Below are 24,744 nucleotides of genomic sequence, written 5' to 3'. Positions count from 1 at the left end.
CTCCCCCATGAAACTCGGCGCGGTCATCATCACCATGGGCAACCGCCCTGACGAACTGCGTGCCCTGCTCGACTCGGTCGCCCGGCAGGAGGGCGACCGGATCGAGGTGGTCGTCGTGGGCAACGGCGCCCCGGTACCGGACGTCCCCGCGGGCGTACGGACCGTGGAACTGCCCGAGAACCTCGGCATCCCCGGCGGCCGGAACGTCGGCATCGAGGCATTCGGCCCGGCCGGTTCCGACGTGGACGCGCTGCTCTTCCTCGACGACGACGGGCTGCTGCCGAAGACGGACACCGCCGAGCTCTGCCGGCAGGCCTTCGCCGCCGACCCGGAACTGGGCATCATCACCTTCCGGATCGCCGATCCCGACACCGGGGTCACCCAGCGGCGGCACGTGCCGCGGCTGCGGGCCTCCGACCCGATGCGCTCCTCCAGGGTCACCACCTTCCTCGGCGGAGCCAACGCGGTCCGTACCCGGGTGATCGCCGAGGTCGGCCCGCTCCCCGACGACTTCTTCTACGCGCACGAGGAGACCGACCTCGCCTGGCGCGCCCTGGACGCCGGCTGGCTGATCGACTACCGCGCCGACATGGTGCTCAACCACCCCACCACCGCCCCCTCCCGGCACGCGGTCTACCACCGCATGGTGGCCCGCAACCGGGTCTGGCTGGCCCGCCGGAACCTCCCCGCGATCCTGGTCCCCGTCTACGTCGGGGTCTGGCTGCTGCTCACCCTGGTGCGCAGGCCCTCCCGCCCCGCGCTCAAGGCGTGGTTCGGCGGCTTCCGGGAGGGCTGGACCAAGCCCTGCGGGCCCCGGCGCCCCATGCGGTGGCGTACGGTGTGGCGGCTGACCAGACTGGGCCGGCCACCCGTCATCTGAGAGGCTCTCCCTCTGAGAGCATGAGCTGTAGACATATGTACGGGGACCCCTGTCCGCCCTGGCCGCGCCCGCTCCCGCTGCGCACTGTGAAGACGAGAGTTCTGACTTGTGAGTGACACGACCCATGACGGCGGGCTCGCGCTCGGCACCCCCCCGTCCGCCGACGAAGGGCTGAGCGCGTCCCAGCTGGCCGACAAGTACGGCCTGGCCGTGAGCGGTGCCAGGCCCGGACTGTTCGAGTACATCGGACAGCTCTGGAGCCGCCGGCACTTCATCCTGGCCTTCTCCCGCGCCAAGCTGACCGCCCAGTACAGCCAGGCGAAACTGGGCCAGGTCTGGCAGGTGGTCACCCCGCTGCTGAACGCCCTGGTCTACTTCCTGATCTTCGGTCTGATCCTCGGGACCAGGAAGGGCATGACCCAGGACGTCTTCATCCCCTTCCTGGTGACGGGTGTCTTCGTCTTCACCTTCACCCAGAGCTCGGTCATGGCCGGGGTGAAGTCGATCTCCGGCAACCTCGGCCTGGTCCGCGCCCTGCACTTCCCGCGCGCCTCGCTGCCGATCTCCTTCTCGCTCCAGCAGCTCCAGCAGCTGATGTTCTCGATGATCGTCCTGCTGGCGGTCGCGGTGGGCTTCGGCAGCTACCCGACGCTCTCCTGGCTCCTGGTGATCCCCGCGCTGGCGCTGCAGTTCCTGTTCAACAGCGGGCTGGCGCTGATCATGGCCAGGGCCGGAAGCAAGACCCCCGACCTGGCGCAGCTGATGCCGTTCATCATGCGTACCTGGATGTACGCCTCCGGCGTGATGTTCTCCATCCCGGTGATGCTGGCGGACAAGCCCCGGTGGATCGCCGACGTACTGCAGTACAACCCCGCGGCGGTCTACATGGACCTGGTCCGCTTCGCCCTGATCGACGGCTACGGCTCGGAGAACCTGCCGGACCACGTGTGGGCCGTCGCCCTGGCCTGGGCGCTCGTCGTGGGTGTCGTGGGCTTCGTGTACTTCTGGAAGGCAGAGGAACGGTACGGCCGTGGCTGAGGAAACGTCCAAGGGGCACGTGCCCACCGTGATCGCCGACGACGTGCACATCGTGTACCGGGTCAACGGGACGGGCGGCGGCAAGGGCAGCGCCACCGCGGCCCTGAGCAGGATCCTGCGCCGCGGCAAGGGCGAACCGCGCGGCGTCCGCAAGGTGCACGCGGTGCGCGGGGTCTCCTTCACGGCCTACCGGGGCCAGGCGATCGGGCTGATCGGCACCAACGGGTCCGGGAAGTCCACCCTGCTGCGGGCCATCGCCGGTCTGCTGCCCACCGAGAGCGGCAAGGTCTACACCGACGGCCAGCCCTCCCTGCTGGGCGTCAACGCGGCCCTGATGAGCGACCTGACCGGGGAGCGCAACGTCGTTCTCGGCGGGCTCGCGATGGGCATGAGCCGTGAGGAGATCCGTGACCGCTACCAGGGCATCGTGGACTTCTCCGGAATCAACGAGAAGGGCGACTTCATCACCCTGCCGATGCGGACGTACTCCTCCGGTATGGCCGCGCGGCTGCGCTTCTCGATCGCGGCCGCCAAGAACCACGACGTCCTCATGATCGACGAGGCCCTGGCCACCGGTGACCGCAAGTTCCGGGTGCGCTCCGAGGAGCGGATCCGGGAGCTGCGCAAGGAGGCCGGCACGGTCTTCCTCGTCAGCCACAACAACAAGACGATCCGGGACACCTGCGACCGGGTGCTGTGGCTGGAGAAGGGCGAACTCCTGATGGACGGCCCCACCGACGAGGTCCTCAAGGCATACGAGCGGGAGACGGGCAAGTAACCGCGGTACCCCCGCTCCCGTGGCCCCCGCCGGGTGACGCGGCGGGGGCCACCGCATGCGTGCGGTGTACACCACGGGCGGCAGTGCCGCGGGGGTATCTCCTTCCGGCGGATGACGCCAACCACCTTGCCTGCGGGGAAGGTGGACGGGACGCGCGCTCCCGCACCCGGGCGTACCGCCCCCGGGCGCGGCCGTACGAGGTGTACAACGTAAGCTGTACCGGTGCTGATTCGTGGCCATTCGTGGTAATACGCGCCCCCCGGTGCGTCGATCGCCGATGCGGTCGCACAGGAGAGAACGAGCGGCGTGTCCGAAAAGGGATGTTTTGGGTCGGCAGTGTAGAACGGGAGATATGACGGCAATGATGGGAAATCTCCAGCTCCGACGTGGTTTCGCCGTCCCCGCGTCGGGCGGCCAGCGGTGACCCGTGTCCCGCGGGCGCGCACCGGCGCCGCCACCCTCGACAAAGCCGCGGACGAGAACTTCCCCGTGGCCCCGTTCTTCCTGCCCCGCGCCTGGCGCGACGACCTGATGGCCGTGTACGGCTTCGCCCGCCTCGTCGACGACATCGGCGACGGAGACCTCGCACCCGGCGGAGCCGACGCCCGCCACCTCGGCGTGGACCCCGCGCAGGCCGACGACCGGCTCGCCGTGCTGGACGCCTTCGAGACCGACCTGCACCGGGTCTTCGCCACCGCCGGCGACGGCCCGCACCACCCCCTGCTGCGCGCGCTGCGCCCCACCGTGCGGCGCCGCGCGCTCACCCCCGACCCCTTCCTCGCGCTCGTCGAGGCCAACCGGCAGGACCAGAAGGTCCGCCGCTACGGCACCTACGAGGAGCTCCAGGCCTACTGCGAGCTCTCCGCCAACCCCGTGGGCCGCCTCGTCCTGGCCATCACCGGCACGACGAGCCCCGAGCGCGTCCGCCGCTCCGACGCCGTCTGCACCGCCCTGCAGATCGTCGAGCACCTGCAGGACGTCGCCGAGGACCTGGCCCGGGACCGGATCTATCTCCCCGCCGAGGACATGGCCCGCTTCCACGTGGCCGAGGACGACCTCGCCCAGGCGTCCGCCGGCGCCTCGGTGCGGGCCCTGATCGCGTTCGAGGCGCAGCGCGCCCACGCGCTGCTGGCCGAGGGCACCGCCCTGGTGGGCAGTGTCGACGGCAGGCTGAGGCTGCTGCTCGCCGGGTTCGTCGGCGGCGGCCGTGCCGCCCTCGCCGCCGTCACCGCCGCCGGACACGACGTACTGCCCGGACCGCCGAAGCCCACCGCACCCCGTCTGCTGCGTGAGGTGGGAGCAGTCCTGCGAAGAGCCCACAGAGAGAGGTGAGCCGGACCGTGGAGGGACAGACGACGTACACGTCGGCACCGGTACAGGCCGCGTACAGCTACTGCGAGGCGGTCACCGGACAGCAGGCCCGCAACTTCGCGTACGGCATCAGGCTCCTGCCGTACACGAAGCGGCAGGCCATGTCGGCCCTGTACGCCTTCTCCCGTCGGGTCGACGACATCGGGGACGGTGCGCTCGGACCGGAGACCAAGAAGGCCCGCCTGGAGGACACCCGCGCACTCCTGGACCGGATCAGGAAGGGCGATGTGGAGGAGGACGACACCGACCCGGTGGCCGTCGCGCTCGCCGACGCCGCCCGCAGGTTCCCGTTGCCGCTGGGCGGCCTCGACGAACTGATCGACGGCGTCCTGATGGACGTGCACGGCGAGCACTACGAGACCTGGGACGACCTGAGGACCTACTGCCGGTGCGTCGCGGGAGCCATCGGACGCCTCAGCCTCGGGGTCTTCGGGACCCAGCCCGGGGTGCCCGGCGCCGACCGCGCGGCCGAGTACGCCGACACCCTCGGCCTCGCCCTCCAGCTCACCAACATCCTGCGTGACGTCCGGGAGGACGCGGCCAACGGCCGCACCTACCTGCCCGCCGACGACCTCGCCAAGTTCGGCTGCTCCGAAGGCTTCCACCGGGCCGCCCCGCCGCCCGGCTCCGACTTCGAGGGCCTGGTCCACTACGAGGTACGGCGCGCGCGGGCGCTCTTCGCCGAGGGCTACCGGCTGCTGCCGATGCTCGACCGGCGCAGCGGCGCCTGCGTGGCCGCCATGGCCGGCATCTACCGCCGCCTCCTCGACCGCATCGAGCGGGACCCCGGGGCCGTCCTGCGCGGCAGGGTCTCGCTGCCCGGACACGAGAAGGCCTACGTCGCGGTACGCGGCCTCTCGGGCCTCGACGCGCGGCACATCGCGCGCCGCACGGTCAGGGGGCGCGCCTGATGACGGCCACGACGGGCCGCCCGCCGCACGGCGGGACGGCGACCCGCACCGGACGGGCAACCCCCCGTCCCTCCCGCGCGTCCTTGACCGCGACGGCACGGCGAAAGGCGAACGGATGACGGGCCGGGATCCCCACCCGACGGCCGCACCGGCGACGGCGGTGGTCGTCGGCGGCGGGCTCGCCGGGGTGACCAGCGCGCTCCGGCTCGCCGACGCCGGTCTCGACGTGACCCTGCTCGAAGGCCGTCCCCGGCTCGGCGGGCTCGCCTTCTCCTTCCGCCGGGGCGATCTGTGGGTCGACAACGGCCAGCACGTCTACCTGCGCTGCTGCACCGCCTACCGCTGGTTCCTCGACCGGATCGAAGGCACCAGGCTGGCCCCCCTGCAGGACCGCCTCGACGTGCCCGTCCTCGACGTGGGACGCCCCGGCGGGCCGCGGCTGGGACGGCTGCGCCGCACCGGGCTGCCCGTCCCGCTGCACCTGGCCCAGGGCCTCGCCGGCTACCCCCACCTGTCGCTCGCCGAGAAGGCGGGCGTCGCCCGCGCCGCGCTGGCGCTGGGCCGCCTCGACCCGGCCGACCCCGCCCTGGACACCATCGACTTCGCGACCTGGCTCCGCCGGAACGGGCAGTCGCGGCGTGCCGTCGAAGCCCTCTGGGACCTCGTCGGCGTGGCCACGCTCAACGCCAGAGCACCGCAGGCGTCCATGGCGCTCGCCGCCAAGGTGTTCAGGACCGGACTGCTCTCCGACCCCGGCGCCGCCGACATCGGCTGGGCGGGTGTACCGCTCGGCGAGCTCCACGACACCCTCGCCCGCAAGGCCCTGGAGTCCGCGGGCGTGAGCATCGGGCTGCGCAGCAAGGTCTCCTCCCTCACCCGCGCCGAGGGCGGCGGGTGGACCGTCGGCGCGGACGGCGGGCCGCTGAGGGCGGACACCGTCGTCCTCGCCGTACCGCAGGGCCAGGCGCACGACCTGCTGCCGGCGGGCGCGATCGACAACCCCGGCCGGCTGCTGGAGCTGACCGACTCCCCGATCCTGAACGTCCACGTGGTCTACGACCGCACCGTGCTGCGCAGGCCCTTCTTCGCCGCGATCGGCTCGCCCGTCCAGTGGGTCTTCGACCGTACGGAGTCCTCCGGACTCCAGGGCGGCGGCCAGTACCTCGCCGTCTCGCAGTCCGCGGTCCAGGACGAGATCGACCTGCCGGTCGCCGAACTGCGCGCACGGTACCTGCCCGAACTGGAGCGGCTGCTTCCGGCCGCCCGGGGCGCGGGCATCCGCGATTTCTTCGTCACCCGCGAGCGGACCGCGACCTTCGCGCCCGCCCCGGGGGTGGGGCGCCTGCGGCCCGGACCCGGGACCCGGGCGCCGGGGATCCACCTGGCGGGGGCGTGGACCGCCACCGGCTGGCCCGCCACGATGGAGGGTGCCGTCCGCAGTGGCTTCGCCGCCGCGGACGCCGCGCTCCACGCTCTCGGCCGGCCCCACCGACATCCGCTGCAGGAGGCGGCATGAGCAGTACCACCGGAACAAGAGGAGAGTCTGTGACCCCGGCGAACCCGGCTTTCGACACCGTGGCGGAAACCACGGACGTCACCGCGCTTCTGGAGCGCGGCAGGGCCCTGTCAGCGCCGGTGCTGCGAGCCGCGGTGGACCGGCTGGCGCAGCCCATGGACACCGTCGCCGCCTACCACTTCGGCTGGATCGACGCCGACGGCCGCCCGGCGGACGGCGACGGGGGCAAGGCCGTACGTCCCGCGCTGGCACTGCTGTCCGCCGAGGCGGCGGGCGCCCCGGCCGAGGCCGGGATCCCCGGCGCGGTCGCCGTCGAACTCGTGCACAACTTCTCGCTGCTGCACGACGACCTGATGGACGGCGACGAGCAGCGCCGCCACCGCGACACCGTGTGGAAGGTGCACGGCCCGGCCCAGGCGATCCTCGTCGGCGACGCGCTCTTCGCGCTGGCCAACGAGATCCTGCTGGAGCTCGGCACCGTCGAGGCGGGCCGCGCGGCCCGACGGCTCACCACCGCCACCCGCAAGCTCATCGACGGGCAGGCCCAGGACATCTCCTACGAGCACCGCGAACGGGTCACCGTCGAGGAGTGCCTGGAGATGGAGGGCAACAAGACCGGCGCCCTGCTGGCCTGCGCGGTCTCCATCGGCGCGGTGCTCGGCGGGGCCGACGACCGCACGGCCGACACCCTGGAGTCGTACGGCTACCATCTGGGCCTCGCCTTCCAGGCCGTCGACGACCTGCTGGGCATCTGGGGCGACCCGGGGTCCACGGGCAAGCAGACCTGGAGCGATCTGCGCCAGCGCAAGAAGTCCCTGCCGGTCGTCGCCGCGCTCGCCGCGGGCGGACCGGCCTCCGAACGCCTCGGCGACCTGCTGTCCGCCGACGCGAAGAGCAGCGACTTCGACAGCTTCTCCGAAGAGGAGTTCGCCGCCCGCGCGGCACTCATCGAGGAGGCGGGCGGCCGCGAGTGGACCGCTCAGGAAGCCCGTCGCCAGCACGCGGTGGCCCTCGGGGCCCTGCACGCCGTCGACATGCCGGAACGGGTGCGGGCGCAGCTCACGGCGCTCGCCGACTTCGTCGTCGTACGAAAGAGATGATGACCATTCAGATATGACGCGCGTCGCCGGCGGGCGCCCCCTCGGGGGTGCCCGCCGACGGAGACCCCAGCACAGCAGAGGACCAACTGCACGAAGGGGAAGCCATGACAGCGACGACCGACCCGGGCACCGGGGCCACCGACCTTCGCGGGGTCCCCGGCGCCACGGCCGAACAGACCACCATCACGGCGGACGACGTGCTGGCCGCCGCACGACAGGCCGCCGGGCGCTCGGTGGAGCACCTCCTCGGCAGGCAGGACGGCGAGGGCTGGTGGAAGGGGGACCTCGCCACCAACGTCACGATGGACGCCGAGGACCTGCTGCTCCGTCAGTTCCTGGGCATCCAGGACCCGGCCACCGTCCAGGCCGCCGCCCGCTTCATCCGGGGCGAACAGATGGGCGACGGCACCTGGAACACCTTCTACGAAGGCCCCCCCGACCTCTCCGCCACCATCGAGGCGTACGTCGCACTGCGCCTCGCGGGGGACCGGCCGGACGACCCGCACATGCGCCGGGCCGCGGGCTGGGTCAGGGAACAGGGCGGGATCGCCGCCTCCCGGGTCTTCACCCGGATCTGGCTGGCGCTCTTCGGCTGGTGGAAGTGGGACGACCTCCCGGAACTCCCGCCCGAGCTGATGTTCCTCCCCTCGTGGGTCCCGCTGAACATCTACGACTTCGGATGCTGGGCGCGCCAGACCATCGTCCCGCTGACCGTCGTCTCCGCGAAGCGGCCCGTGCGCCCCGCGCCCTTCGCCCTCGACGAACTGCACACCGACGCCACGCGGCCGAACCCGCCCCGGCCCATGGCACCCGCGGCCAGCTGGGACGGTCTCTTCCAGCGCCTGGACAAGGCCCTGCACGCCTACCACCGGATCGCACCGGGCCGGCTCAGGCGGGCGGCGATGAACGAGGCGGCCCGGTGGATCATCGAGCGGCAGGAGAACGACGGCTGCTGGGGCGGGATCCAGCCGCCCGCCGTCTACTCGGTCATCGCCCTCCACCTGCTCGGCTACGACCTCGGGCACCCCGTGATGCGGGCCGGGCTCGCCTCGCTGGACCGCTTCGCCGTCTGGCGCGAGGACGGCTCCCGCATGATCGAGGCGTGCCAGTCACCCGTCTGGGACACCTGCCTCGCGACCATCGCGCTGGCCGACGCCGGGGTGGCCCCCGACCACCCCGCCCTGGTACGCGCGGCGGACTGGATGCTGGGCGAGGAGATCGTACGGCCCGGTGACTGGGCCGTACGCAGACCCCGGCTGGCGCCGGGCGGCTGGGCGTTCGAGTTCCACAACGACAACTACCCGGACATCGACGACACCGCCGAGGTGGTCCTGGCCCTGCGCCGGGTCCGCCATCCCGACCAGGCCCGGGTCGACGCCGCCATCGAACGCGGCGTCCGCTGGAACCTCGGCATGCAGTCCCGCAACGGCGCCTGGGGCGCCTTCGACGCCGACAACACAAGCCCCTTCCCCAACCGGCTGCCGTTCTGCGACTTCGGCGAGGTCATCGACCCGCCGTCCGCCGACGTCACCGCCCATGTGGTGGAGATGCTCGCCGTCGAGGGCCGCGCCGGTGACCCCGCCACCCGGCGGGGCATCGACTGGCTGCTCGCCGAACAGGAGGAGAGCGGAGCCTGGTTCGGCCGCTGGGGCGTCAACTACATCTACGGTACCGGCTCGGTGGTGCCCGCCCTGGTCGCCGCCGGGCTGCCCGCCGGCCACCCCGCGGTCCGCAGGGCCGTCACCTGGCTGGAGTCCGTCCAGAACGACGACGGCGGCTGGGGCGAGGACCTGCGGTCCTACGTGGAGGAGAAGTGGATCGGCCACGGCGCCTCGACCGCCTCGCAGACGGCCTGGGCACTTCTCGCGCTGCTCGCCGCCGGGGAACGCGGGAGCAGGTCCGTACGGAGAGGCGTGACCTGGCTGACCGAGACCCAGCAGCCGGACGGCTCCTGGGACGAGCCGTACTTCACCGGGACCGGCTTCCCCTGGGACTTCTCCATCAACTACCACCTCTACCGGCAGGTCTTCCCCCTGACCGCCCTCGGACGCTTCGTCCACGGCGAACCGTCCGCCCTCCGCACGGCCGCGGCCGCCGGCAAGGAGGCGTGAGGCCATGGGCGATCCCCGAAGGCCGCCGCCCGTCCCGCCCCTGGTGATCGCCTGCGCGCTGGGCATCGAGCTGTTCGCCCTGCGCACCGGCAGGGCGGGCGGCGCCTCGGGGCCGGTCACCGTCATCCGTACCGGCATGGGGCCCCGGGCCGCCGAGAGCGCCGTGCGGTGGGCGCTCGGCCGGGACGGGTCCCGCAACGCGGCCGTCCTGGCCTCCGGCTTCTGCGCGGGCCTCGGCCCGGGGATGCACCCCGGGGACCTGGTGGTGGCCGAGGAGACCCGCGACCACGGCGGCACCACCCCCTGTGCCGGTACCGGCGTACTGGTCGACGCCCTCGTCAGGGCGGTGCCCGGGCGCACCGTCCACACCGGCCCGCTGGCCGGCTCCGACCACGTCGTCCGGGGCGCCGAACGCACCGGGCTGCGGGCCACCGGCGCCGTCGCGGTGGACATGGAGTCCGCCGCGACCCTCCGCACCGCCGTACGGACCGGGCCGCGTCCGGTTGCGGCCGTACGGGTGGTCGTCGACGCCCCGGAGCATGAGCTCGTCCGTATCGGCACGGTACGCGGTGGAATATCGGCATTCCGTGTCCTCCGTGCTGTCCTTCCGGCTTTTCATGAATGGCACCGATCTTTGCTGCTCCCCAGGAGGTGAGCCCAGATGGCCATGCCGCTCCGTCAGTCCATCAAGGTTGCGACGTATCTCTTCGAACAGAAGCTCCGCAAGCGGGACAAGTTTCCGCTGATCGTCGAGCTGGAGCCCTTGTTCGCCTGCAATCTGGCGTGCGAGGGCTGCGGGAAGATCCAGCACCCGGCCGGTGTGCTCAAGCAGCGCATGCCGGTCGCGCAGGCGGTCGGGGCGGTGCTCGAATCAGGTGCCCCGATGGTGTCGATCGCCGGCGGCGAACCGCTGATGCACCCTCAGATCGACGAAATCGTGCGCCAGTTGGTGGCGAAGAAGAAGTACGTCTTCCTCTGCACCAATGCCATGCTGATGCGCAAGAAGCTGGACAGGTTCACACCCTCGCCCTACTTCGCCTTCGCCGTGCACATCGACGGGCTGCGCGAGAGGCACGACGAGTCCGTCGCCAAGGAAGGCGTCTTCGACGAGGCGGTGGAGGCGATGAAGGAGGCCAAACGGCGCGGCTTCCGGGTCACCACCAACTCCACCTTCTTCAACACCGACACCCCGCAGACCGTCATCGAGGTCCTCGACTACCTCAACGACGAGCTGAAGGTCGACGAGATGATGATCTCGCCCGCCTACGCCTACGAGAAGGCGCCCGACCAGGAGCACTTCCTGGGCGTCGAGCAGACCCGCGAACTCTTCAGGAAGGCGTTCTCGGGCGGCAACCGGGCCCGCTGGCGGCTCAACCACTCCCCGCTCTTCCTGGACTTCCTGGAAGGCAAGGCCGATTTCCCGTGCACGGCCTGGGCGATTCCCAACTACTCCCTCTTCGGCTGGCAGCGCCCCTGCTACCTGATGAGCGACGGCTACGTCCCCACCTACCGGGAACTCGTCGAGAAGACCGACTGGGAGGCCTACGGGCGGGGCAAGGACCCGCGCTGCGCCAACTGCATGGCGCACTGCGGCTACGAGCCGACGGCCGTCCTCGCCACCACCGCGTCCCTGAAGGAGTCCCTGCGGGCGGCGCGCGACACCATCGCCTCCAACCGCTGAGGTGACGGACGGCGGGGACCGGGCACCGTTCCGGCCCCCGCCGCCCGGGAGACGGCGGGCGGGGCGGGGCGGGCGGGAGGACACGGGGCGGGTGACATGCCGAAGGAGAACGGGCAGATGAAGAACGACCGGCCGGGCGGTTTCGACCTGGCGAAGCTGCTGGCGGAACGCGGCGACGAACGGTACGAGCTGCACTCCCGCCACCTCAACCACCAGTTGCCGCGCATGCTCCGCACCATCGGCTTCGACAAGGTCTACGAACGGGCCCAGGGCGCCTACTTCTGGGACACCGAGGGCAACGACTACCTCGACATGCTGGCCGGATTCGGCGTCATGGGGCTGGGGCGCCACCACCCCGTCGTACGGCAGGCGCTGCACGACGTGCTCGACGCCTCGCTCGCCGACCTCACCCGCTTCGACTGCCAGCCGCTGCCGGGACTGCTGGCGGAGAAGCTGCTGTCGTACAGCCCCCACCTGGAGCGGGTGTTCTTCGGCAACAGCGGCACCGAGGCCGTCGAGACGGCGCTCAAGTTCGCCCGGTACGCCACCGGGAGGCCCAGGATCCTCTACTGCGTCCACGCCTTCCACGGACTCACCACCGGCTCGCTCTCGGTCAACGGCGAGGACGGCTTCCGGGACGGCTTCGCGCCCCTGCTGCCCGACACCGCCGTCCCGCTCGGCGACCTCGGCGCCCTGCGGCGCGAACTCGCGCGCGGCGACGTGGCGGCCCTGATCGTCGAACCGGTCCAGGGCAAGGGGGTGCACGCGGCGCCGCCCGGCTTCCTGCGGGAGGCCCAGGAGCTCCTCCGCCGGCACAAGGCGCTGCTCATCGCCGACGAGGTGCAGACCGGCCTCGGCCGGACCGGCGACTTCTACGCCTACCAGCACGAGGAAGGCGTCGAACCCGATCTGGTCTGCGTCGCCAAGGCGCTCTCCGGCGGATACGTGCCGGCCGGCGCGACCCTCGGCAAGGAGTGGATCTTCAAACGGGTGTACTCCTCCATGGACCGGGTCCTGGTCCACTCGGCCAGCTTCGGCTCCAACGCCCAGGCCATGGCGGCCGGCCTCGCGGTGCTCGCGGTGATGGAGGACGAGCAGACCGTCGCGAACGCCCGCCGCACCGGCGGCCTGCTGCTGGAGCGGCTCGGCGCGCTCGTGGACCGCTACGAACTGCTGCACGAGGTACGCGGCCGGGGGCTGATGATCGGGATCGAGTTCGGGAGGCCCTCGTCGCTGAAACTGCGCAGCCGCTGGACGATGCTCCAGGCCGCCCGCAAGGGGCTGTTCGCGCAGATGGTCGTCGTACCGCTGTTGCAGAAGCACCGCATCCTGACCCAGGTGTCCGGCGACCACCTGGAAGTGATCAAGCTGATTCCGCCCCTGGTCATCGGCGAGGCCGAGGTCGACCGCTTCGTGAACGCCTTCACGGCCGTCATGGACGACGCGCACAGCGGGGGCGGACTGATGTGGGACTTCGGGCGGACCCTCGTGAAGCAGGCCGTCGCCAACCGGTGAAGGCGCCGCCCGGCGCGTCCGCCGGCCCGGCCCACCGGAAGCCTCCCAAGATTTGCCCCTGAGGTAAGGAATTTGCCTCAGAGGAAAGGTGCTGGCTCAATGGAGGGCATGAACCCCCCTGAAGGAGCGGTACCCGACGAGGTGCCGGGCGTCGCCCCCCGCCTGCGGGAGCTGCGCCGCGACCGGGGTCTCACCCTGGAGACCGCCGCCCGCCGGGCCGGACTCTCCCCGGCCCACCTCTCGCGGCTCGAGACGGGCCGCAGACAGCCGTCGCTGCCCATGCTGCTCGGGCTCGCCCGGATCTACGGTACGACGGTCTCCGAGCTCCTCGGCGAGATGCCGCCCGAACGTGACGCGATCGTCCGCGGCGGGCCGCTCGGCGGCGGGGCGGCTCCGTCCGCCGCGGCGGACGGAGCGGACGGGTGGCGCTACCGGCAGGCGGGCGGCTCCGGCCACGCGATGCAGGCCCTGCGGGTCCATGTGCCCCACGGGACCCAGGGCGACCTCGTACGCGTACATCCGGGCGAGGAGTGGCTCTACGTCCTCGGGGGGCGGCTGCGGGTCGTCCTGGGGGAGACGCTGCACGACCTCGATCCCGGGGACAGCGCGCACTACGGCTCCCTCACCCCGCACCGGATCTCGGCACTCGACCGCGCGGGCGCCCAACTGCTCTTCGTCCACACCCTGCTGCAGAGCCCCGTGGCGGAACTGTGCCTGGGTGACGGGGCCCACCGTCTCTGACGGCGCCCCCGGCCCTCTCCGGCCACCTCGAACCCTCCGTCTCCCTCCGGCCTCCGGGCGGAAGAGAGGACATGCCATGTCCGATTCAGAGCACTACGACCCGCTCAGCCCCGCCAAGCCGAAGAACCGGGACACCCAGGAACGCAGGATGCCGCGCGGCGTCGTCATCCGGCTCTTCGCCTACCTGGTGGCCGGTCACGTCATCGCGGCCTTCCTCTACCTGCTGTTCACCGTCGCGGGCGAGGGCTGAGAACCCCGGACGGGGACGGAAGGGGCGCCCGGAGCTCCCGGGAGGCGGCCGCCGGACCCCGGTGCCCCGCCTCCGGCGGGAGCCGGGCGGCGGATGCCGCGAGGCGCACCGGCCGCCCCGCCGGTGTCAGACGTCCTCTATCAGGCGCTCGACCAGCCGTTCGCGGGTCTCCGGAGCCAGCTTCAGCCCCTCGGACAGATAGCGCTCCGTGCCGCCCCAGGTCTCCTCGATGGTGGTGAAGGCCGCGGCGAGGTAATCCCGGTGCGCGCCGAAGAGCGGGTCGAGCAACTCCGCCACCTCGTCCGACATGCCCGCCGCCGACGTGTCGCCACGCTGCACCCGGTACCTGCGGCGCACGTCGTCGGACTTGAGGTAGTCGGCCTCGATGGCGTCCTTCTCCACCCCGGCGGCCAGCAGTGTCACGGCGATCGACAGGCCGGCGCGGTCCTTGCCGGCGGCGCAGTGCATCAGCGCAGGGATGCTGTCCTCGGCCAGTGCGTGCAGCACCCTGCTGTGCTCCGCGGTGCGGTCCTTGATGATCGTCCGGTAGGAGGCGATCATGCGGTCCCTGCCCTTGGTCCCCGCCAGGATCGACCGCAGCTGCCCGATGTCCCCGTTCCGCACCAGCCGCCAGAACTCGGCGCCGTCCGCCGGGTCGGAGAGCGGGATGCCGACGTTGCGGACCCCGGGCAGCTCCACGTCGTGCCCGTCCAGCTTGCGGTCGGCCGCGTTGCGGAAGTCGAAGACCGTGTGCAGTCCCAGGGAGGCCAGGAACGCGGTGTCGGCCCCGGTGGCGTGCGCCAGGTGGCCGCTGCGGTAGAGGCGCCCGAACCGCACCCTGCGGCCGTCCGTGGTCGGCAGCCCGCCCACGTCGCGGAAGTTGCGTACGCCGGTCAGCTCGGTGTCGGCCGGCGGAACCTCTGGCAGCTGCGTCACAAGGACTCCTGGGGTGTCTGGCGTCGGCGCCGCTCGCCGACGGGGCACGCCCGCGACGATACGACATCGACGCGTCCGGCGATCGTCCCGCCCGCAGGGCCGGATATCCCGGCGGAGAAATGATCACCGAATACCGCATGTCCGTATTGGTGCATTTAAGAGAACATGCCCTTCTTGTGCGGGAGATGGTGGGAGGCGGGTGAGCGGGATCATATCCGTGACGGTGTGTGGCGGCATCCGCGGTGGACATTCCGTACCCCGCGCGGAAATCCAAGATCCGTGATCCACGGAGGGTGACCGGAATTCCGGCACGGAATTGAGGCCCGCATTCCGCTGCGCAATCCGCGGCTTGTTCCCGGCGTCCCGGCTCGCTTACGGTCACCGTCAATCCGGACGGAACGCCTAATCCTGCCGCCGCCCGGAATCCGCACTCACCACGTGTGGCAGGAGCGGGGGAACCAGGTAAGCCGCCGGCCGGAGCGATCCGGAACGGCTCGGGGTTAAGACGCGTCCCCACGCGGCCGGGCATCTCCAGCCCGAACCCGACAGCTCACCTCGCAGGCGCCGGAGAGGAAACCCCCATGCCCGCACAGGGTAAGCACCGCCGTGCCAAGTCCGGTCCGATCGTCCGCGGCGTCCTCGCCGTCGGGACCGGCGGCGCCGTTCTCGCCCTCCCGCTGATCGGCGCCACCGGCGCCTTCGCGGCCGAGCAGGCCGCCCCCGCGGCCGGCGCCACCGCCGCGCACCAGGCCGCGGCCGCGTCGGACTCCGGGAAGACCGGCACCCCGAAGACCTATTCCGTGGTCGCGGGCGACTACCTGGCGAAGATCGCGTCCGACCAGAAGGTCAAGGGCGGCTGGGAGAAGCTCTACCAGGACAACCGGGACGTCGTCGGCGACGACCCCGGTCTGATCTTCCCGGGTATGAAGCTGACCCTCGGGGCCGGGGCTTCCCAGGCCGCCGCGCAGTCCGCCACCGAGGAGAAGGCGGCGGAGACCGCGCCCGCGACCCCGGCCGCGCAGACCGCGAAGGCGCCGGCCGAGGAGGCGTCCGAGGCCCCGGCGGCCGAGAGCAGCGGCTCCGGCTTCACCACCCCGGTGGAGAGCGCCAACGTCACCACGCAGTACCGCGCTTCCGGCGCCAGCTGGTCCAGCGGCTACCACACCGGCTCCGACTTCCAGGCGGCCTCCGGCACCAGCGTCCGGGCCATCGGCGACGGCACCGTCGTCTCGGCCGGCTGGAGCGGCTCGTACGGCAACGAGGTCGTCATCCAGCACAGCGACGGCATGTACTCCCAGTACGCCCACCTGTCCTCGCTCGGCGTGTCCGCGGGCCAGAGCGTGACCGGCGGCCAGCAGATCGGCCTCTCCGGCTCCACCGGCAACTCCACCGGTCCGCACCTCCACTTCGAGGTCCGCACCGGCCCGGGCTACGGCTCGGACGTCGACCCGATCGCCTACCTGCGTTCGCACGGCGTCTCCATCTGACACGGCCTCACCCGCCGGGACGGGCGGGACGGCTCCATCCGGACGGGAGGGGCGGTGCGCGGCGGCGCACCGCCCCTCCCGCCGTTCCCGGACCCCTCCGTCCCGGGAGCCCGTCCCACGGCGGCCCCTGCCGCGGCGCCTTCGCCGGCCCCACTTATTCCTCCTTTACCAAAAACTGACCGGGTGGTCTTTGTCACCACCCGTCAACCCCTTATTACGGTCGCGTAGGTCACATTCCGCAAGGCAAGATGTGTGCCCGTGGCAGACGATTCGAGAAACAACCAACGAGGCATCATCGGGTCGTACGCAGCGATAGGCGACAGCTTCACCGAGGGAGTCGGCGACCCCGGCCCCGACGGGGCGTTCGTCGGCTGGGCGGACCGTTTCGCGGTCCTCCTCGCGGACCAGCTCCCCCTCCCCGATGCAGCGACCGGCCGCGCGGACGATCCGCACGGGCACTTCCGGTACGCCAATCTCGCCGTACGCGGACGCCTCCTCGACCAGATAGTCGAGGAGCAGGTTCCCCGGGCGAAGGAGCTCGCACCGGATCTGGTGAGCTTCTGCGCGGGCGGCAACGACATCATCCGGCCCGGCTCCGACCCCGATGACGTGGCCGAACGCTTCGAGCGGGCCGTCGCCGACCTGAAGCGGTCGGTCGGAACGGTCATGGTGACCACCGGCTTCGACACCCGTGGCATCCCGGTGCTCCGGCACCTGCGCGGCAAGGTGGCCACGTACACCGCCCATGTCCGGGCCATCGCCGACCGCTACGACTGCCCGGTCCTCGACCTGTGGTCGCTGCGGTCCGTGCAGGACCGGCGGGCCTGGGACGACGACCGGCTGCACCTCTCGCCCGAGGGGCACACCCGGGTGGCGCTGCGGGCGGCCCAGGTGCTCGGGCTCGACGTGCCGGCCGATCCGGACCAGGCGTGGCCGCCGCAGGCGCAGCGGGGCACCCTCGAGGTCCGGCGCGACGACATCCACTGGGCACGCGAGTACCTCGTCCCGTGGATCGGACGCCGGCTGCGCGGCGAGTCCTCCGGAGACCATGTGGAAGCCAAGCGTCCGGACCTGCTGCCTCTCTGAGCCCCTGATCCCGGGGCCCCTGATCCCGGGCCCGGCAGGTCGCCGCGGGCCCGGGGCCCGGTCAGGGCGGGAGCAGCGGGAGCGTACGCCGGGCAGCGGCCGCTCTGGCGGGCCCGCCCGGCGCGGCCGTCCCGGCGGGGGCCGGAGCCGGGAGGGCGGACGCCGGGAGGAGGGGCACCGGGGGAGCGGCTGCCGGGGCAGCGGGCGCCGGGAAGGCGGGTGCCGGAGAGGCGGGGATCCGCTCCAGCACACCGCCCGCGAAGACGTCGTACAACGGCAGTGTCTCCAGGTGCACATAGCCGATATGGCAGTCGCAGACCTGGAGCGGGCAGCCACGCGGCCCGAGCGAGCGGCGGTAGCTGCCGTCGTAGAGGTTGCCCAGCTCGGTCCGGACGAAATGGCAGCGGCGCACCGTCCCGTCACCGTCGACCGAGATCACCGACTCGCCCGTCCGGCAGGGCAGACCGGCCGAGGCGTGCGGATACCGGCTGTAGGGGAACAGCGGGTCCAGGTCCGTCCAGCGGCCGGCCTCCTCGTCCGTGTAGCTGCGGCCCTCGGCCGCGTTGACCCACAGGTACACCTCGGACGGCAGCGCGGCCCGCAGTCTTCGCGCCTCCTCCAGGTGCTCCTCCAGACCCACCACCCCCACGCTGAAGCGGACCCCCAGCTCCGACAGCTCCCGGCACCGGCCGAGGAAACGTCCGTACGGGGTCTGGCCCGGATGGTAGGTGCACCACAGGGCGGCCTTGTCCCGGTCGGCGTCCGCCAGCCACGCGGTGCGGCCGCTGAGGTTGGTCTGGATCGCGACCCGGCCGATGTGCGGCAACCGGGACAGCTCGACGAGTGCCCGCCGGTACCACGAGCGCACCAGGCCCTCGCCCCACGGGGTGAACAGCACCGACAGCCGCTCGCCGGTCCGCCCGGCCGCCCATCCGGTGAAGCGCTCCAGCGCGGCGCGGTCCGCCCGCAGCCGCTCGACGCTGTCCCGGCGCTTGGCGAACGGGCAGTAGGGGCAGTCGTAGTCGCAGGAGGCCAGCGGGCCGCGGTAGAGGATCGTCAGACCGTCGGGTGCCGTCGGGGCCCCGGATCCCGCCGGGGCCGCGACGGACGGCGGGCGCACGTCCACCGGGCGGCTCACTTCGCCTCGTACGCGGCCATCGCGGCCCGCACGGAAGGGGAGAACAGCTCCGGGCCCAGGGCGTCGGAGTGGGCCAGCCCCTCCGGTGACAGCCGCAGCAGTCCGGGGCCCGCCGACGGGTCCAGCCAGCCGCGCCGGGCGAAGAGCCCCAGCTCGCGGGGGAAGTCGGCGAAGGGCTCGGACCCGAACCTCTCCCGGTAACCGTCCGTCCGCATGCCCTCGGCCTGGAGCACCGACTGCAGCAGATGGCGCCGGCGGGCCTCGTCCCCCGTCACGTAACGGCCGACCTCGGCACGGGAGAAGTCCTCCGCGGCGGTGAAGGCGTCGATGATGCCCCGGATCTCCCGCATCTCCACGGCGTAGTCGAAGGAGTAGTGCAACGTGGAGGTGTAGGACCGGGCACCACAGCCCAGACCGATCATGCCGTCGGTCTGGCAGGCGTGGTCCTCGGCCCCGGCCCGCGGAGCGCCGGCACGGCGGAACATGCGCATCGACACCTGCTCGTAGCCGTGGGCCAGAAGGTGGTCGCGTCCCGCGCGGTACAGCCGCAGCCGCTGCTCGTCCCAGGCAGGATCGGCGGCGCCGGCCACCCGGGCGCTCCGGCCGAGACCCGTCAGCGGCCGTACGTACAGCGGGTAGAGGTACAGCTCTTCGGGGCCCCAGGCCAGGGCGGCGTCGAGCGAGAAGAGCCAGCTCCGCTCCGTCTGCCCGTCGATGCCGTAGATCAGGTCGATGTTGAGGACGGGAACGCGGGCGTCGCGTATCCGGCCGAGGGCGGCCTCCACCTCCGAGCGGTGCTGCGGGCGGACGGCGGCGCGGGCCTCGGCGTCGACGAAGCTCTGGACACCGATACTCACCCGGGTCGCCCCCCGGCCGGCGAGGACCGCCAGCCGGTCCGCCGTTGCGGTCGACGGGGACGTCTCCACCGACAGCGGGACCGAGAGCAGATCCGCGCCCATCCGCTTCTCCGCGATGTCGCAGAGCCGCTCCAGCTCACCCGCCGTGAGGAAGGTGGGCGTGCCCCCGCCGAAGGCGGCGGAGGCGAAACGCACCGGCTCCCGGTCGCCCAGCGCGTCCCGGACCGCCCCGGCCTGCCGGTCCAGGGCGTCGAGGTAACGCGTGCTCAGCTCGTCGGGCGCGCCGATCCTGGTGAAGAGGTTGCAGAAGCCGCAGCGGACCTCGCAGAACGGGATGTGGAGGTAGAGGGAGAGCGCGTCCTTGGGCTCGCCCGCCCACAGTTCCCTCAGCGGCGGCCGTCCGGCGGGGTGCCCGCCGAGGGGGCGGTAGGCCGTCTTGTGCGGGTAGGCGTAGACATAGCTCCGGTACGGGCCGCCGGCGGCCGGGTCACCCGCGTCCGCGGTGCCCGTGATGTCGGTGGTGCTGGTCATCAGGATGCCCCCGGGTCGAGGAAGAAGTGGGCGTACGGCACGGTCCAGACGGATTCGTGGCCCAGCCGGTGGCCGGTGTAGCCGTCGTCGCCGTACGCGGTGCCGTGGTCGGAGCAGACGATCGCGAAACACCGCCGGCGGCTGCTCGCGGCGGCGAAGAGGCGGCCGATGTGCCGGTCGACGTACTCCAGGGCGGCGGCGTGGGTCGCGCGGGAGTCACCCGCGTCGGCGGTGGCACCGGGCAGATGGAACCAGTTGGGCTGGTGCATCGCCGACACGTTGACGAAGAGGAACAGCCGCCGGTCCGGCGGCAGCGCGGCCACGACCTGCTCGGCGCGGGCCACCTGCGCCTCGAAGGAGGTCGGCGAGGCGACACCGAACTCCGGCTCCCAGTGGCTCTCCTGGAACATGCCGGGCAGCACCGAGCCGAGCGGCGGCCGCCGGTTGAAGAACCCGACACCGCCGATGCACACCGTGCGGTACCCGGCCCGGGCGAGACCGGAGGGCAGGTCGGGGGCCTCGTGGACGAAGGTGTTCCCGGCGGTGGACTCGCTGCCCGCGAAACGCGCCGCGAACAGCCGGGGATGAGGGCCCGGGGACGCCGGAGTCGGCAGGAAACCCGCGAAGATCGCCTGGTGGGAGGCGTAGGTGAAGCTGCCGGGGGCATGCCTCTTCTCCCAGGCGCCACCGGGCAGATGGCGGGCCAGGTGAGGGATGCGGCCGGCGGCGGCGAGCTCCTGCGCGACGTCGAACCGCAGGGTGTCCAGAGTGACGAGCAGCAGATCGTGGCTGCCCACCACCGCGTTCATGTCGGGGGAGAGGGCATCCGGTACGTCCGGTGCGCCGGGCGCACGGAGGGCGGGATCAGAGGGCAGGGGCGGCACGGTGGTTCCTTGCTCGGTCGTTGCCAGGGGCTTCTTCTCGGGCGGTGCGGCGGCCGGACCTCCCCGGCACCGCGGCGACCTGCGCCGCGTAGGTGTCGAGCCCCTCCGCGCCGCTGCCCGGCAGGCCGGTCAGACGCGGCAGCAGGTCGCCGAAGGCGTTCACCTCGCCGACGGCGAAATGCCGCCAGCCGATGGCCGGGAGCAGATCGACGCCCACGCACAGGGTGTCCGGGAAACAGGCGGCGGCCCGCTCGCAGAGCGACAGGGCGCCGGCCCAGTCGCCGCCCGCGGCCTCGGTCGTCTCCCGCACCTGGTCGAGGTCGCCTCGTACCCCGCCCAGGTGCAGGTTGGTCATGGGGGAGCGGCTGGTGCGCACGACGGCGTGCGTCGCCCGGCCGGCGACGACCACCACCCGCAGGTCGGCCACCCGCCCGCCCGGCACGGACGCCTTGGGCAGCCAGCGCTCGATGTGCAGGCCGTCCGGGGCGAGCGCGTCGACGACCGCCGCCACCTCGCGCTCGGACGTCAGCCGGCGCACCCGCAGCGAGTTGAAGAGGCGGCCGGCCCCGTCCCGTTCCACGGAGGTCGTCGCCCGGGCCCGGCCGGGGCCCGCCGTCTCCACGGCCAGCACCCCGGACGCGGACGATCCGTGCGCGAGCTTCACGAACGCCCGCGGCATCCGGTGGTCCGCCATCAGCCGGCGGACATCCGCCCAGCCGCGCACCGGGGCGGCCCCCGCTCCGGAGGTGGGGGAGTCCGGTACCCGGACTCCGGCGGCGTCCATGACACCGTGGCACAGCCGTTTGTCGAAGAGCACCGCGATGTCGCCGGGATCGTCCAGCAGTACGGCGCCGGCCGATGCCGCGCGGGCGGCCACGTCCCGTACGGCGGCGGTGAACCGGGTGTACCAGAGGGCCGAGCCCTCCACCCGGGTCGGGTCGTCCACCCCGCGCAGCAGCCGCTCGGTCTCCGTGTCCTCGCCGGGCGAGTCCACCCGGACCAGCTCGCCCGGCCGGAAGACCGCCTCACCCCCCAGCACCTCGCGCCAGGGCACGACACGGGCCGGAGGCAGTCCGGCCGCACGCACCGCGTCCTGGAAGAGGGCCACCCTGCGGTTGCCGGGGACACCGACGACCGCGAGGGGCGGCGTGCCGCCCGCCGGGGACGGCACGGCGCTCGTCACCGTCATCGCCCGCTCACTCCGCGACCGTCGTGTAACGCCCGGCTGCACCGCGCCCGTCCCACGGCTCGCACCGCTCCGACAGGTCGACGCGCACCCCGTGCGGCTCCAGGGCCTCGGTGACCCTGCGCTCCATCGGCTCGGTCAGGAAGTGGTGGTGCAGATCGAGCGTGCCGAGATGGGTGAGCGGCTGGCCCTCCAGCAGCGCCGCCGCGCCTTCGTCGCCGAGCGTGCCCCCGGAGAGCGCCAGGGTCCGCAGCCGGGCCACGACCGGCGCGGAGGCCATGGCGGACGCGATCTCGTTCTCCAGCTCGCTGTTGCAGAGACCGAGGTGGTGGAGCCGGGGGAAGCGGGTGCCGGTGAGGAGCGGCGCGAGATCGGCCAGGGTGGCGTCCCCGCCGTACGCGGACACCCCCAGCCACAGCTCCAGGCGCTCCAGCGAGGGCAGTTCGCTGTCCAGCACGCCCCGGACCACGGCCGCGGGCAGACCGCCGGTCTCGATGGTGAGCGCCCGCAGGGAATCGTGCTTGACCGGCGGGAACTCCAGTTCGCTGCCGCCCCGGACACCGAGCGCGACCAGACCGGGGAAGGCGTCGAGCAGAACGGTGACGTCCGACTGCTCGATCCAGGAGATCTCGGCCTCCTCCATCTCCAGATCGCCGACGAAGACGGCCTCCAGCGAGGTGAGACGGCCGGCCGCGGCCACGACGAGGCCGATCGGGTAGGCCGAGGTCTCCTCGTACGACTCCCCCCACTGCCCGATGATCAGCGCCCGCACCCCGGCCGGGTCCACCGCCTCCAGGAAGGCGGCGAACAGCTCCTCCCAGGCCGGGCCGTCGGAGGAGTACGGCTCGACGCGGAGGCGCCAGGCCACATCCCCCGCCGCGGGCAGTGCGGCCCTGTCGGCCTCGGGGTCGAAGTCCAGGGCCGGAAGGCCGAGCAACTCGTCTACGTGTTCCACACCGGACATCGCGCTGATCTCCTGCTGCTGAGGACGGCTGTTGTCCGCAAGGTCTATCAAGTCCCACTGACAACGGTGCGGCCGGGCCTGTGTGCCGCCGGCCGTGCCACCCCCGCGCGGCCGCCCCCGCGCCCTCCGGCCTGCGGCGGAACGCCCTCCGTACCGGGTCCCGCGACCGGCCGGCGGACGCGTTGTCAGACCCCCGCCGTAGCGTTCCGTACGTGGTCGGCACACAGGGTGCCGCCTCGGAGGGGAGACGTCTGTGTACCGGCAGGGCGATGTGCTGATCATGGCGCTGGAGGAGTCGGAGGTGCCGGCGCAGTTCCTCGACGCGCCGGGCGAACTGCGGGACGGCCGGGGCCGGCTGGTCCTCGCCCTGGGCGAGGTCACCGGCCACGCCCACGCGGTCCAGGGGCCCGGCAGACTCCTGCGCGAGGCGGGCCCGTTCGGTCCGATGCTGCTCCATCTCCCCGAGGGCGGACGCGTGGTGCACGAGGAGCACGCCGTGATAGCCCTCCCCAAGGGCTGGTTCCGCGTGGTGCGTCAACGGGAGTACGCCCCGGGAGCCGTCCGCATCGTGGCGGACTGACACCGGCGGCGGCCCCCGGGGCGAGGGCGCCACGGCGGTGGGAACCGCACGGAACAGGACGACGGGGCGGCAGACGGGCCCCGGGACGGGCACCCGGCCGCACCGGAGGCGGAACGCGGCCGGAAGAAGACGAGAAGGATACGGGGAGACACCGATGCAGTACGTGAACGACTGGCGGGCCGTGGCGGCGCAGACGGGCGAGGCGGACCGGAGCGCCGCCGAGGAGGGGGTGCGGCTCGCCTACCGGAGCGCCGGACTCGCCGAACCGGAGCGGATCATCTGGGCGGACTCGCCCCGGGCGGCCGTCGAGACGGTGGAGAAGCTCACCGACGCGGGACGCTCGGTGCGGGAGGAGGTACGCACCCGCCCCTGGGCCGAGGAACGCCGCCGCATGTACGACGAACTGGGCCCGGCCGGCTGGTCGGCCCTGTGGTCCGCCACCGGCGCCCAGCTGTGGGAGACCACGGCCGCCCTGGCCGAGCGCATACGGACGGGGGTCGTCGCCGAACTCACCACCGTGCCGGAGGACGAGTCCGATGTGCGCCTCGTGCTGCTCGACGCGGTGCTCGGCCAGCACGACGCGGCCTGGCTCGCCGCCTTCGACGGCCGCGGCGACCGGCTGACCGGCCTGGCCCGGGTCGCCCGGAACGCCGGCTGGTGGTGGCCCTACGAACGGGCCGTGGTCATCAGCGAGCGGCCGGTGGACCTCCACCGCGACGAGGCGGGCAGGCTCGACCGTGGCGACGGCCCGGCACTCGCCTACCGCGACGGCTTCGCGCTGTACGCCTGGCGGGGCATGCCCGTCCCGGCCGAATTCCTGGACGAGCTGGCGGCCCTGACGCCCGAGCGGATACGCGCCGAGGACAACGCGGAACTGCGCCGCGTGATGCTGGAGTACTACGGCTACGACCGCTACCTCAGCGAGTCGGGCGCCGAACCGGTGCACCGCGACGAGACCGGCATCCTCTGGCGGATCCCGCTCGACGGCGACGAGGACGTGGTCACGGTCGAGGTGGTCAACTCCACGCCGGAGCCGGACGGGACCTGCCGCACCTACTGGCTCAGGGTGCCGCCCGGTACGCGGACGGCCAGGGCCGGGGTCGCCTGGACCTTCGGACTGGACGCCGACGCGTACGCCCCGGCGCGCCAGACCTGACGCGCACGGGTACGGCGGGTGCGCCGGGCCCGCGGCTGCCCGCGCGG

The 24,744-nt window shown here is 72.6% G+C and carries 23 protein-coding genes and 1 riboswitch; of the genes, 17 read left to right on the top strand and 6 right to left on the bottom strand.

Features of this window, described 5'->3' with window-relative positions:
* Positions 1–7 precede the first annotated feature (7 nt).
* The 13 genes from CP967_RS02245 to CP967_RS33825 all read left to right on the top strand — a co-directional run bounded on the left by CP967_RS02245 (position 8) and on the right by CP967_RS33825 (position 13,892).
* Positions 8–880: a glycosyltransferase family 2 protein gene (locus tag CP967_RS02245; RefSeq protein ID WP_150486295.1), complete on the top strand. Its 873-nt coding sequence runs from the start codon at positions 8–10 to the stop codon at positions 878–880.
* A gap of 108 nt (positions 881–988) precedes the next feature.
* Positions 989–1,918 (top strand): ABC transporter permease, encoded by a 930-nt coding sequence (locus CP967_RS02240; RefSeq protein ID WP_150486294.1) that lies wholly within the window; start codon positions 989–991, stop codon positions 1,916–1,918.
* Positions 1,911–2,696, top strand: a complete 786-nt coding sequence (locus CP967_RS02235; RefSeq protein WP_150486293.1) for an ABC transporter ATP-binding protein — start codon at positions 1,911–1,913, stop codon at positions 2,694–2,696. Before CP967_RS02240 ends, CP967_RS02235 begins: the two co-directional genes overlap by 8 nt.
* 420 nt (positions 2,697–3,116) lie before the next feature.
* Complete coding sequence (gene hpnC, locus CP967_RS02230; RefSeq protein WP_150486292.1) at positions 3,117–4,028, top strand: squalene synthase HpnC; 912 nt, start codon at positions 3,117–3,119, stop codon at positions 4,026–4,028.
* Between the two features lie 8 nt (positions 4,029–4,036).
* Positions 4,037–4,978: a presqualene diphosphate synthase HpnD gene (gene hpnD, locus CP967_RS02225; RefSeq protein WP_150486291.1), complete on the top strand. Its 942-nt coding sequence runs from the start codon at positions 4,037–4,039 to the stop codon at positions 4,976–4,978.
* A gap of 115 nt (positions 4,979–5,093) precedes the next feature.
* A complete protein-coding gene (gene hpnE / locus CP967_RS02220; protein WP_150486290.1) occupies positions 5,094–6,494 on the top strand; it encodes a hydroxysqualene dehydroxylase HpnE in 1,401 nt (466 codons plus the stop codon).
* Positions 6,491–7,594 (top strand): polyprenyl synthetase family protein, encoded by a 1,104-nt coding sequence (locus CP967_RS02215; protein ID WP_150486289.1) that lies wholly within the window; start codon positions 6,491–6,493, stop codon positions 7,592–7,594. The genes hpnE and CP967_RS02215 overlap by 4 nt, the downstream gene beginning before the upstream one ends.
* Before the next feature lie 104 nt (positions 7,595–7,698).
* On the top strand, positions 7,699–9,705 hold the full coding sequence (shc, locus tag CP967_RS02210; RefSeq protein WP_150486288.1) for a squalene--hopene cyclase: 2,007 nt from the start codon (positions 7,699–7,701) through the stop codon (positions 9,703–9,705).
* Between the two features lie 4 nt (positions 9,706–9,709).
* Complete coding sequence (locus tag CP967_RS02205) at positions 9,710–10,360, top strand: phosphorylase family protein (RefSeq protein WP_150486287.1); 651 nt, start codon at positions 9,710–9,712, stop codon at positions 10,358–10,360.
* Positions 10,361–10,366: 6 nt separating this feature from the next.
* Positions 10,367–11,386, top strand: coding sequence for an adenosyl-hopene transferase HpnH (gene hpnH / locus CP967_RS02200; RefSeq protein ID WP_150486286.1), 1,020 nt, complete (start codon positions 10,367–10,369; stop codon positions 11,384–11,386).
* A 117-nt stretch (positions 11,387–11,503) separates the two neighbouring features.
* Complete coding sequence (locus tag CP967_RS02195; protein ID WP_150486285.1) at positions 11,504–12,901, top strand: aspartate aminotransferase family protein; 1,398 nt, start codon at positions 11,504–11,506, stop codon at positions 12,899–12,901.
* A 108-nt stretch (positions 12,902–13,009) separates the two neighbouring features.
* On the top strand, positions 13,010–13,642 hold the full coding sequence (locus CP967_RS02190; protein WP_150486284.1) for a helix-turn-helix domain-containing protein: 633 nt from the start codon (positions 13,010–13,012) through the stop codon (positions 13,640–13,642).
* 76 nt (positions 13,643–13,718) lie between these two features.
* Entirely contained in the window at positions 13,719–13,892 is a 174-nt protein-coding gene (locus CP967_RS33825; RefSeq protein WP_167535312.1) for a DUF6126 family protein, read from the top strand.
* Between the two features lie 126 nt (positions 13,893–14,018).
* Here the strand turns inward: CP967_RS33825 and CP967_RS02185 are convergent, their stop codons facing one another.
* Entirely contained in the window at positions 14,019–14,828 is an 810-nt protein-coding gene (locus tag CP967_RS02185; RefSeq protein WP_150486283.1) for a tyrosine-protein phosphatase, read from the bottom strand.
* 422 nt (positions 14,829–15,250) lie between these two features.
* A riboswitch (cyclic di-AMP (ydaO/yuaA leader) is annotated at positions 15,251–15,407 on the top strand.
* A 2-nt stretch (positions 15,408–15,409) separates the two neighbouring features.
* On the opposite strand from CP967_RS02185, the gene CP967_RS02180 reads away from it, so the two are divergent.
* A complete protein-coding gene (locus CP967_RS02180; protein WP_150486282.1) occupies positions 15,410–16,315 on the top strand; it encodes a M23 family metallopeptidase in 906 nt (301 codons plus the stop codon).
* Positions 16,316–16,573: 258 nt separating this feature from the next.
* A complete protein-coding gene (locus CP967_RS02175) occupies positions 16,574–17,401 on the top strand; it encodes an SGNH/GDSL hydrolase family protein (RefSeq protein WP_150486281.1) in 828 nt (275 codons plus the stop codon).
* Positions 17,402–17,462: 61 nt separating this feature from the next.
* Here CP967_RS02175 and CP967_RS02170 read toward each other — a convergent pair whose 3' ends face one another.
* The 5 genes from CP967_RS02170 to CP967_RS02150 are packed head-to-tail and all read right to left on the bottom strand — an operon-like array spanning position 17,463 to position 22,961.
* Positions 17,463–18,521, bottom strand: coding sequence for an STM4011 family radical SAM protein (locus CP967_RS02170; RefSeq protein WP_150491655.1), 1,059 nt, complete (start codon positions 18,519–18,521; stop codon positions 17,463–17,465).
* A 14-nt stretch (positions 18,522–18,535) separates the two neighbouring features.
* Positions 18,536–19,927, bottom strand: coding sequence for an STM4012 family radical SAM protein (locus CP967_RS02165; protein WP_150486280.1), 1,392 nt, complete (start codon positions 19,925–19,927; stop codon positions 18,536–18,538).
* Complete coding sequence (locus tag CP967_RS02160) at positions 19,927–20,736, bottom strand: STM4013/SEN3800 family hydrolase (protein WP_150491654.1); 810 nt, start codon at positions 20,734–20,736, stop codon at positions 19,927–19,929. Before CP967_RS02160 ends, CP967_RS02165 begins: the two co-directional genes overlap by 1 nt.
* A 55-nt stretch (positions 20,737–20,791) precedes the next feature.
* Positions 20,792–22,000 (bottom strand): STM4014 family protein, encoded by a 1,209-nt coding sequence (locus CP967_RS02155; RefSeq protein WP_190175359.1) that lies wholly within the window; start codon positions 21,998–22,000, stop codon positions 20,792–20,794.
* Positions 22,001–22,007: 7 nt separating this feature from the next.
* Entirely contained in the window at positions 22,008–22,961 is a 954-nt protein-coding gene (locus CP967_RS02150; RefSeq protein ID WP_150491653.1) for an STM4015 family protein, read from the bottom strand.
* Positions 22,962–23,214: 253 nt separating this feature from the next.
* Here CP967_RS02150 and CP967_RS02145 point away from each other — a divergent pair, with 253 nt between their 5' ends.
* Entirely contained in the window at positions 23,215–23,541 is a 327-nt protein-coding gene (locus CP967_RS02145) for a hypothetical protein (RefSeq protein ID WP_150486279.1), read from the top strand.
* A 154-nt stretch (positions 23,542–23,695) separates the two neighbouring features.
* Positions 23,696–24,697 (top strand): DUF6745 domain-containing protein, encoded by a 1,002-nt coding sequence (locus tag CP967_RS02140; protein ID WP_150486278.1) that lies wholly within the window; start codon positions 23,696–23,698, stop codon positions 24,695–24,697.
* Positions 24,698–24,744: the final 47 nt, after the last annotated feature.

Source organism: Streptomyces nitrosporeus (assembly GCF_008704555.1).
Lineage (GTDB): Bacteria > Actinomycetota > Actinomycetes > Streptomycetales > Streptomycetaceae > Streptomyces > Streptomyces nitrosporeus.
The sequence above is the reverse complement of the archived record's forward strand: the minus strand, read 5'-3'. Positions and strand labels throughout refer to the sequence as shown.

Excerpts from the sequence above, each read along its gene's own strand:
- CP967_RS02245 (WP_150486295.1), top strand. The coding sequence starts at position 8 with ATGAAACTCGGCGCGGTCATCATCACCATGGGCAACCGCCCTGACGAA.
- hpnE (WP_150486290.1), top strand. The coding sequence starts at position 5,094 with ATGACGGGCCGGGATCCCCACCCGACGGCCGCACCGGCGACGGCGGTG.
- CP967_RS02215 (WP_150486289.1), top strand. The coding sequence starts at position 6,491 with ATGAGCAGTACCACCGGAACAAGAGGAGAGTCTGTGACCCCGGCGAAC.
- shc (WP_150486288.1), top strand. The coding sequence starts at position 7,699 with ATGACAGCGACGACCGACCCGGGCACCGGGGCCACCGACCTTCGCGGG.
- CP967_RS02205 (WP_150486287.1), top strand. The coding sequence starts at position 9,710 with ATGGGCGATCCCCGAAGGCCGCCGCCCGTCCCGCCCCTGGTGATCGCC.
- hpnH (WP_150486286.1), top strand. The coding sequence starts at position 10,367 with ATGGCCATGCCGCTCCGTCAGTCCATCAAGGTTGCGACGTATCTCTTC.
- CP967_RS02195 (WP_150486285.1), top strand. The coding sequence starts at position 11,504 with ATGAAGAACGACCGGCCGGGCGGTTTCGACCTGGCGAAGCTGCTGGCG.
- CP967_RS02190 (WP_150486284.1), top strand. The coding sequence starts at position 13,010 with ATGAACCCCCCTGAAGGAGCGGTACCCGACGAGGTGCCGGGCGTCGCC.
- CP967_RS33825 (WP_167535312.1), top strand. The coding sequence starts at position 13,719 with ATGTCCGATTCAGAGCACTACGACCCGCTCAGCCCCGCCAAGCCGAAG.
- CP967_RS02180 (WP_150486282.1), top strand. The coding sequence starts at position 15,410 with ATGCCCGCACAGGGTAAGCACCGCCGTGCCAAGTCCGGTCCGATCGTC.
- CP967_RS02165 (WP_150486280.1), bottom strand. The coding sequence starts at position 19,927 with ATGACCAGCACCACCGACATCACGGGCACCGCGGACGCGGGTGACCCG.
- CP967_RS02160 (WP_150491654.1), bottom strand. The coding sequence starts at position 20,736 with ATGAACGCGGTGGTGGGCAGCCACGATCTGCTGCTCGTCACTCTGGAC.
- CP967_RS02155 (WP_190175359.1), bottom strand. The coding sequence starts at position 22,000 with ATGACGGTGACGAGCGCCGTGCCGTCCCCGGCGGGCGGCACGCCGCCC.
- CP967_RS02150 (WP_150491653.1), bottom strand. The coding sequence starts at position 22,961 with ATGTCCGGTGTGGAACACGTAGACGAGTTGCTCGGCCTTCCGGCCCTG.
- CP967_RS02140 (WP_150486278.1), top strand. The coding sequence starts at position 23,696 with ATGCAGTACGTGAACGACTGGCGGGCCGTGGCGGCGCAGACGGGCGAG.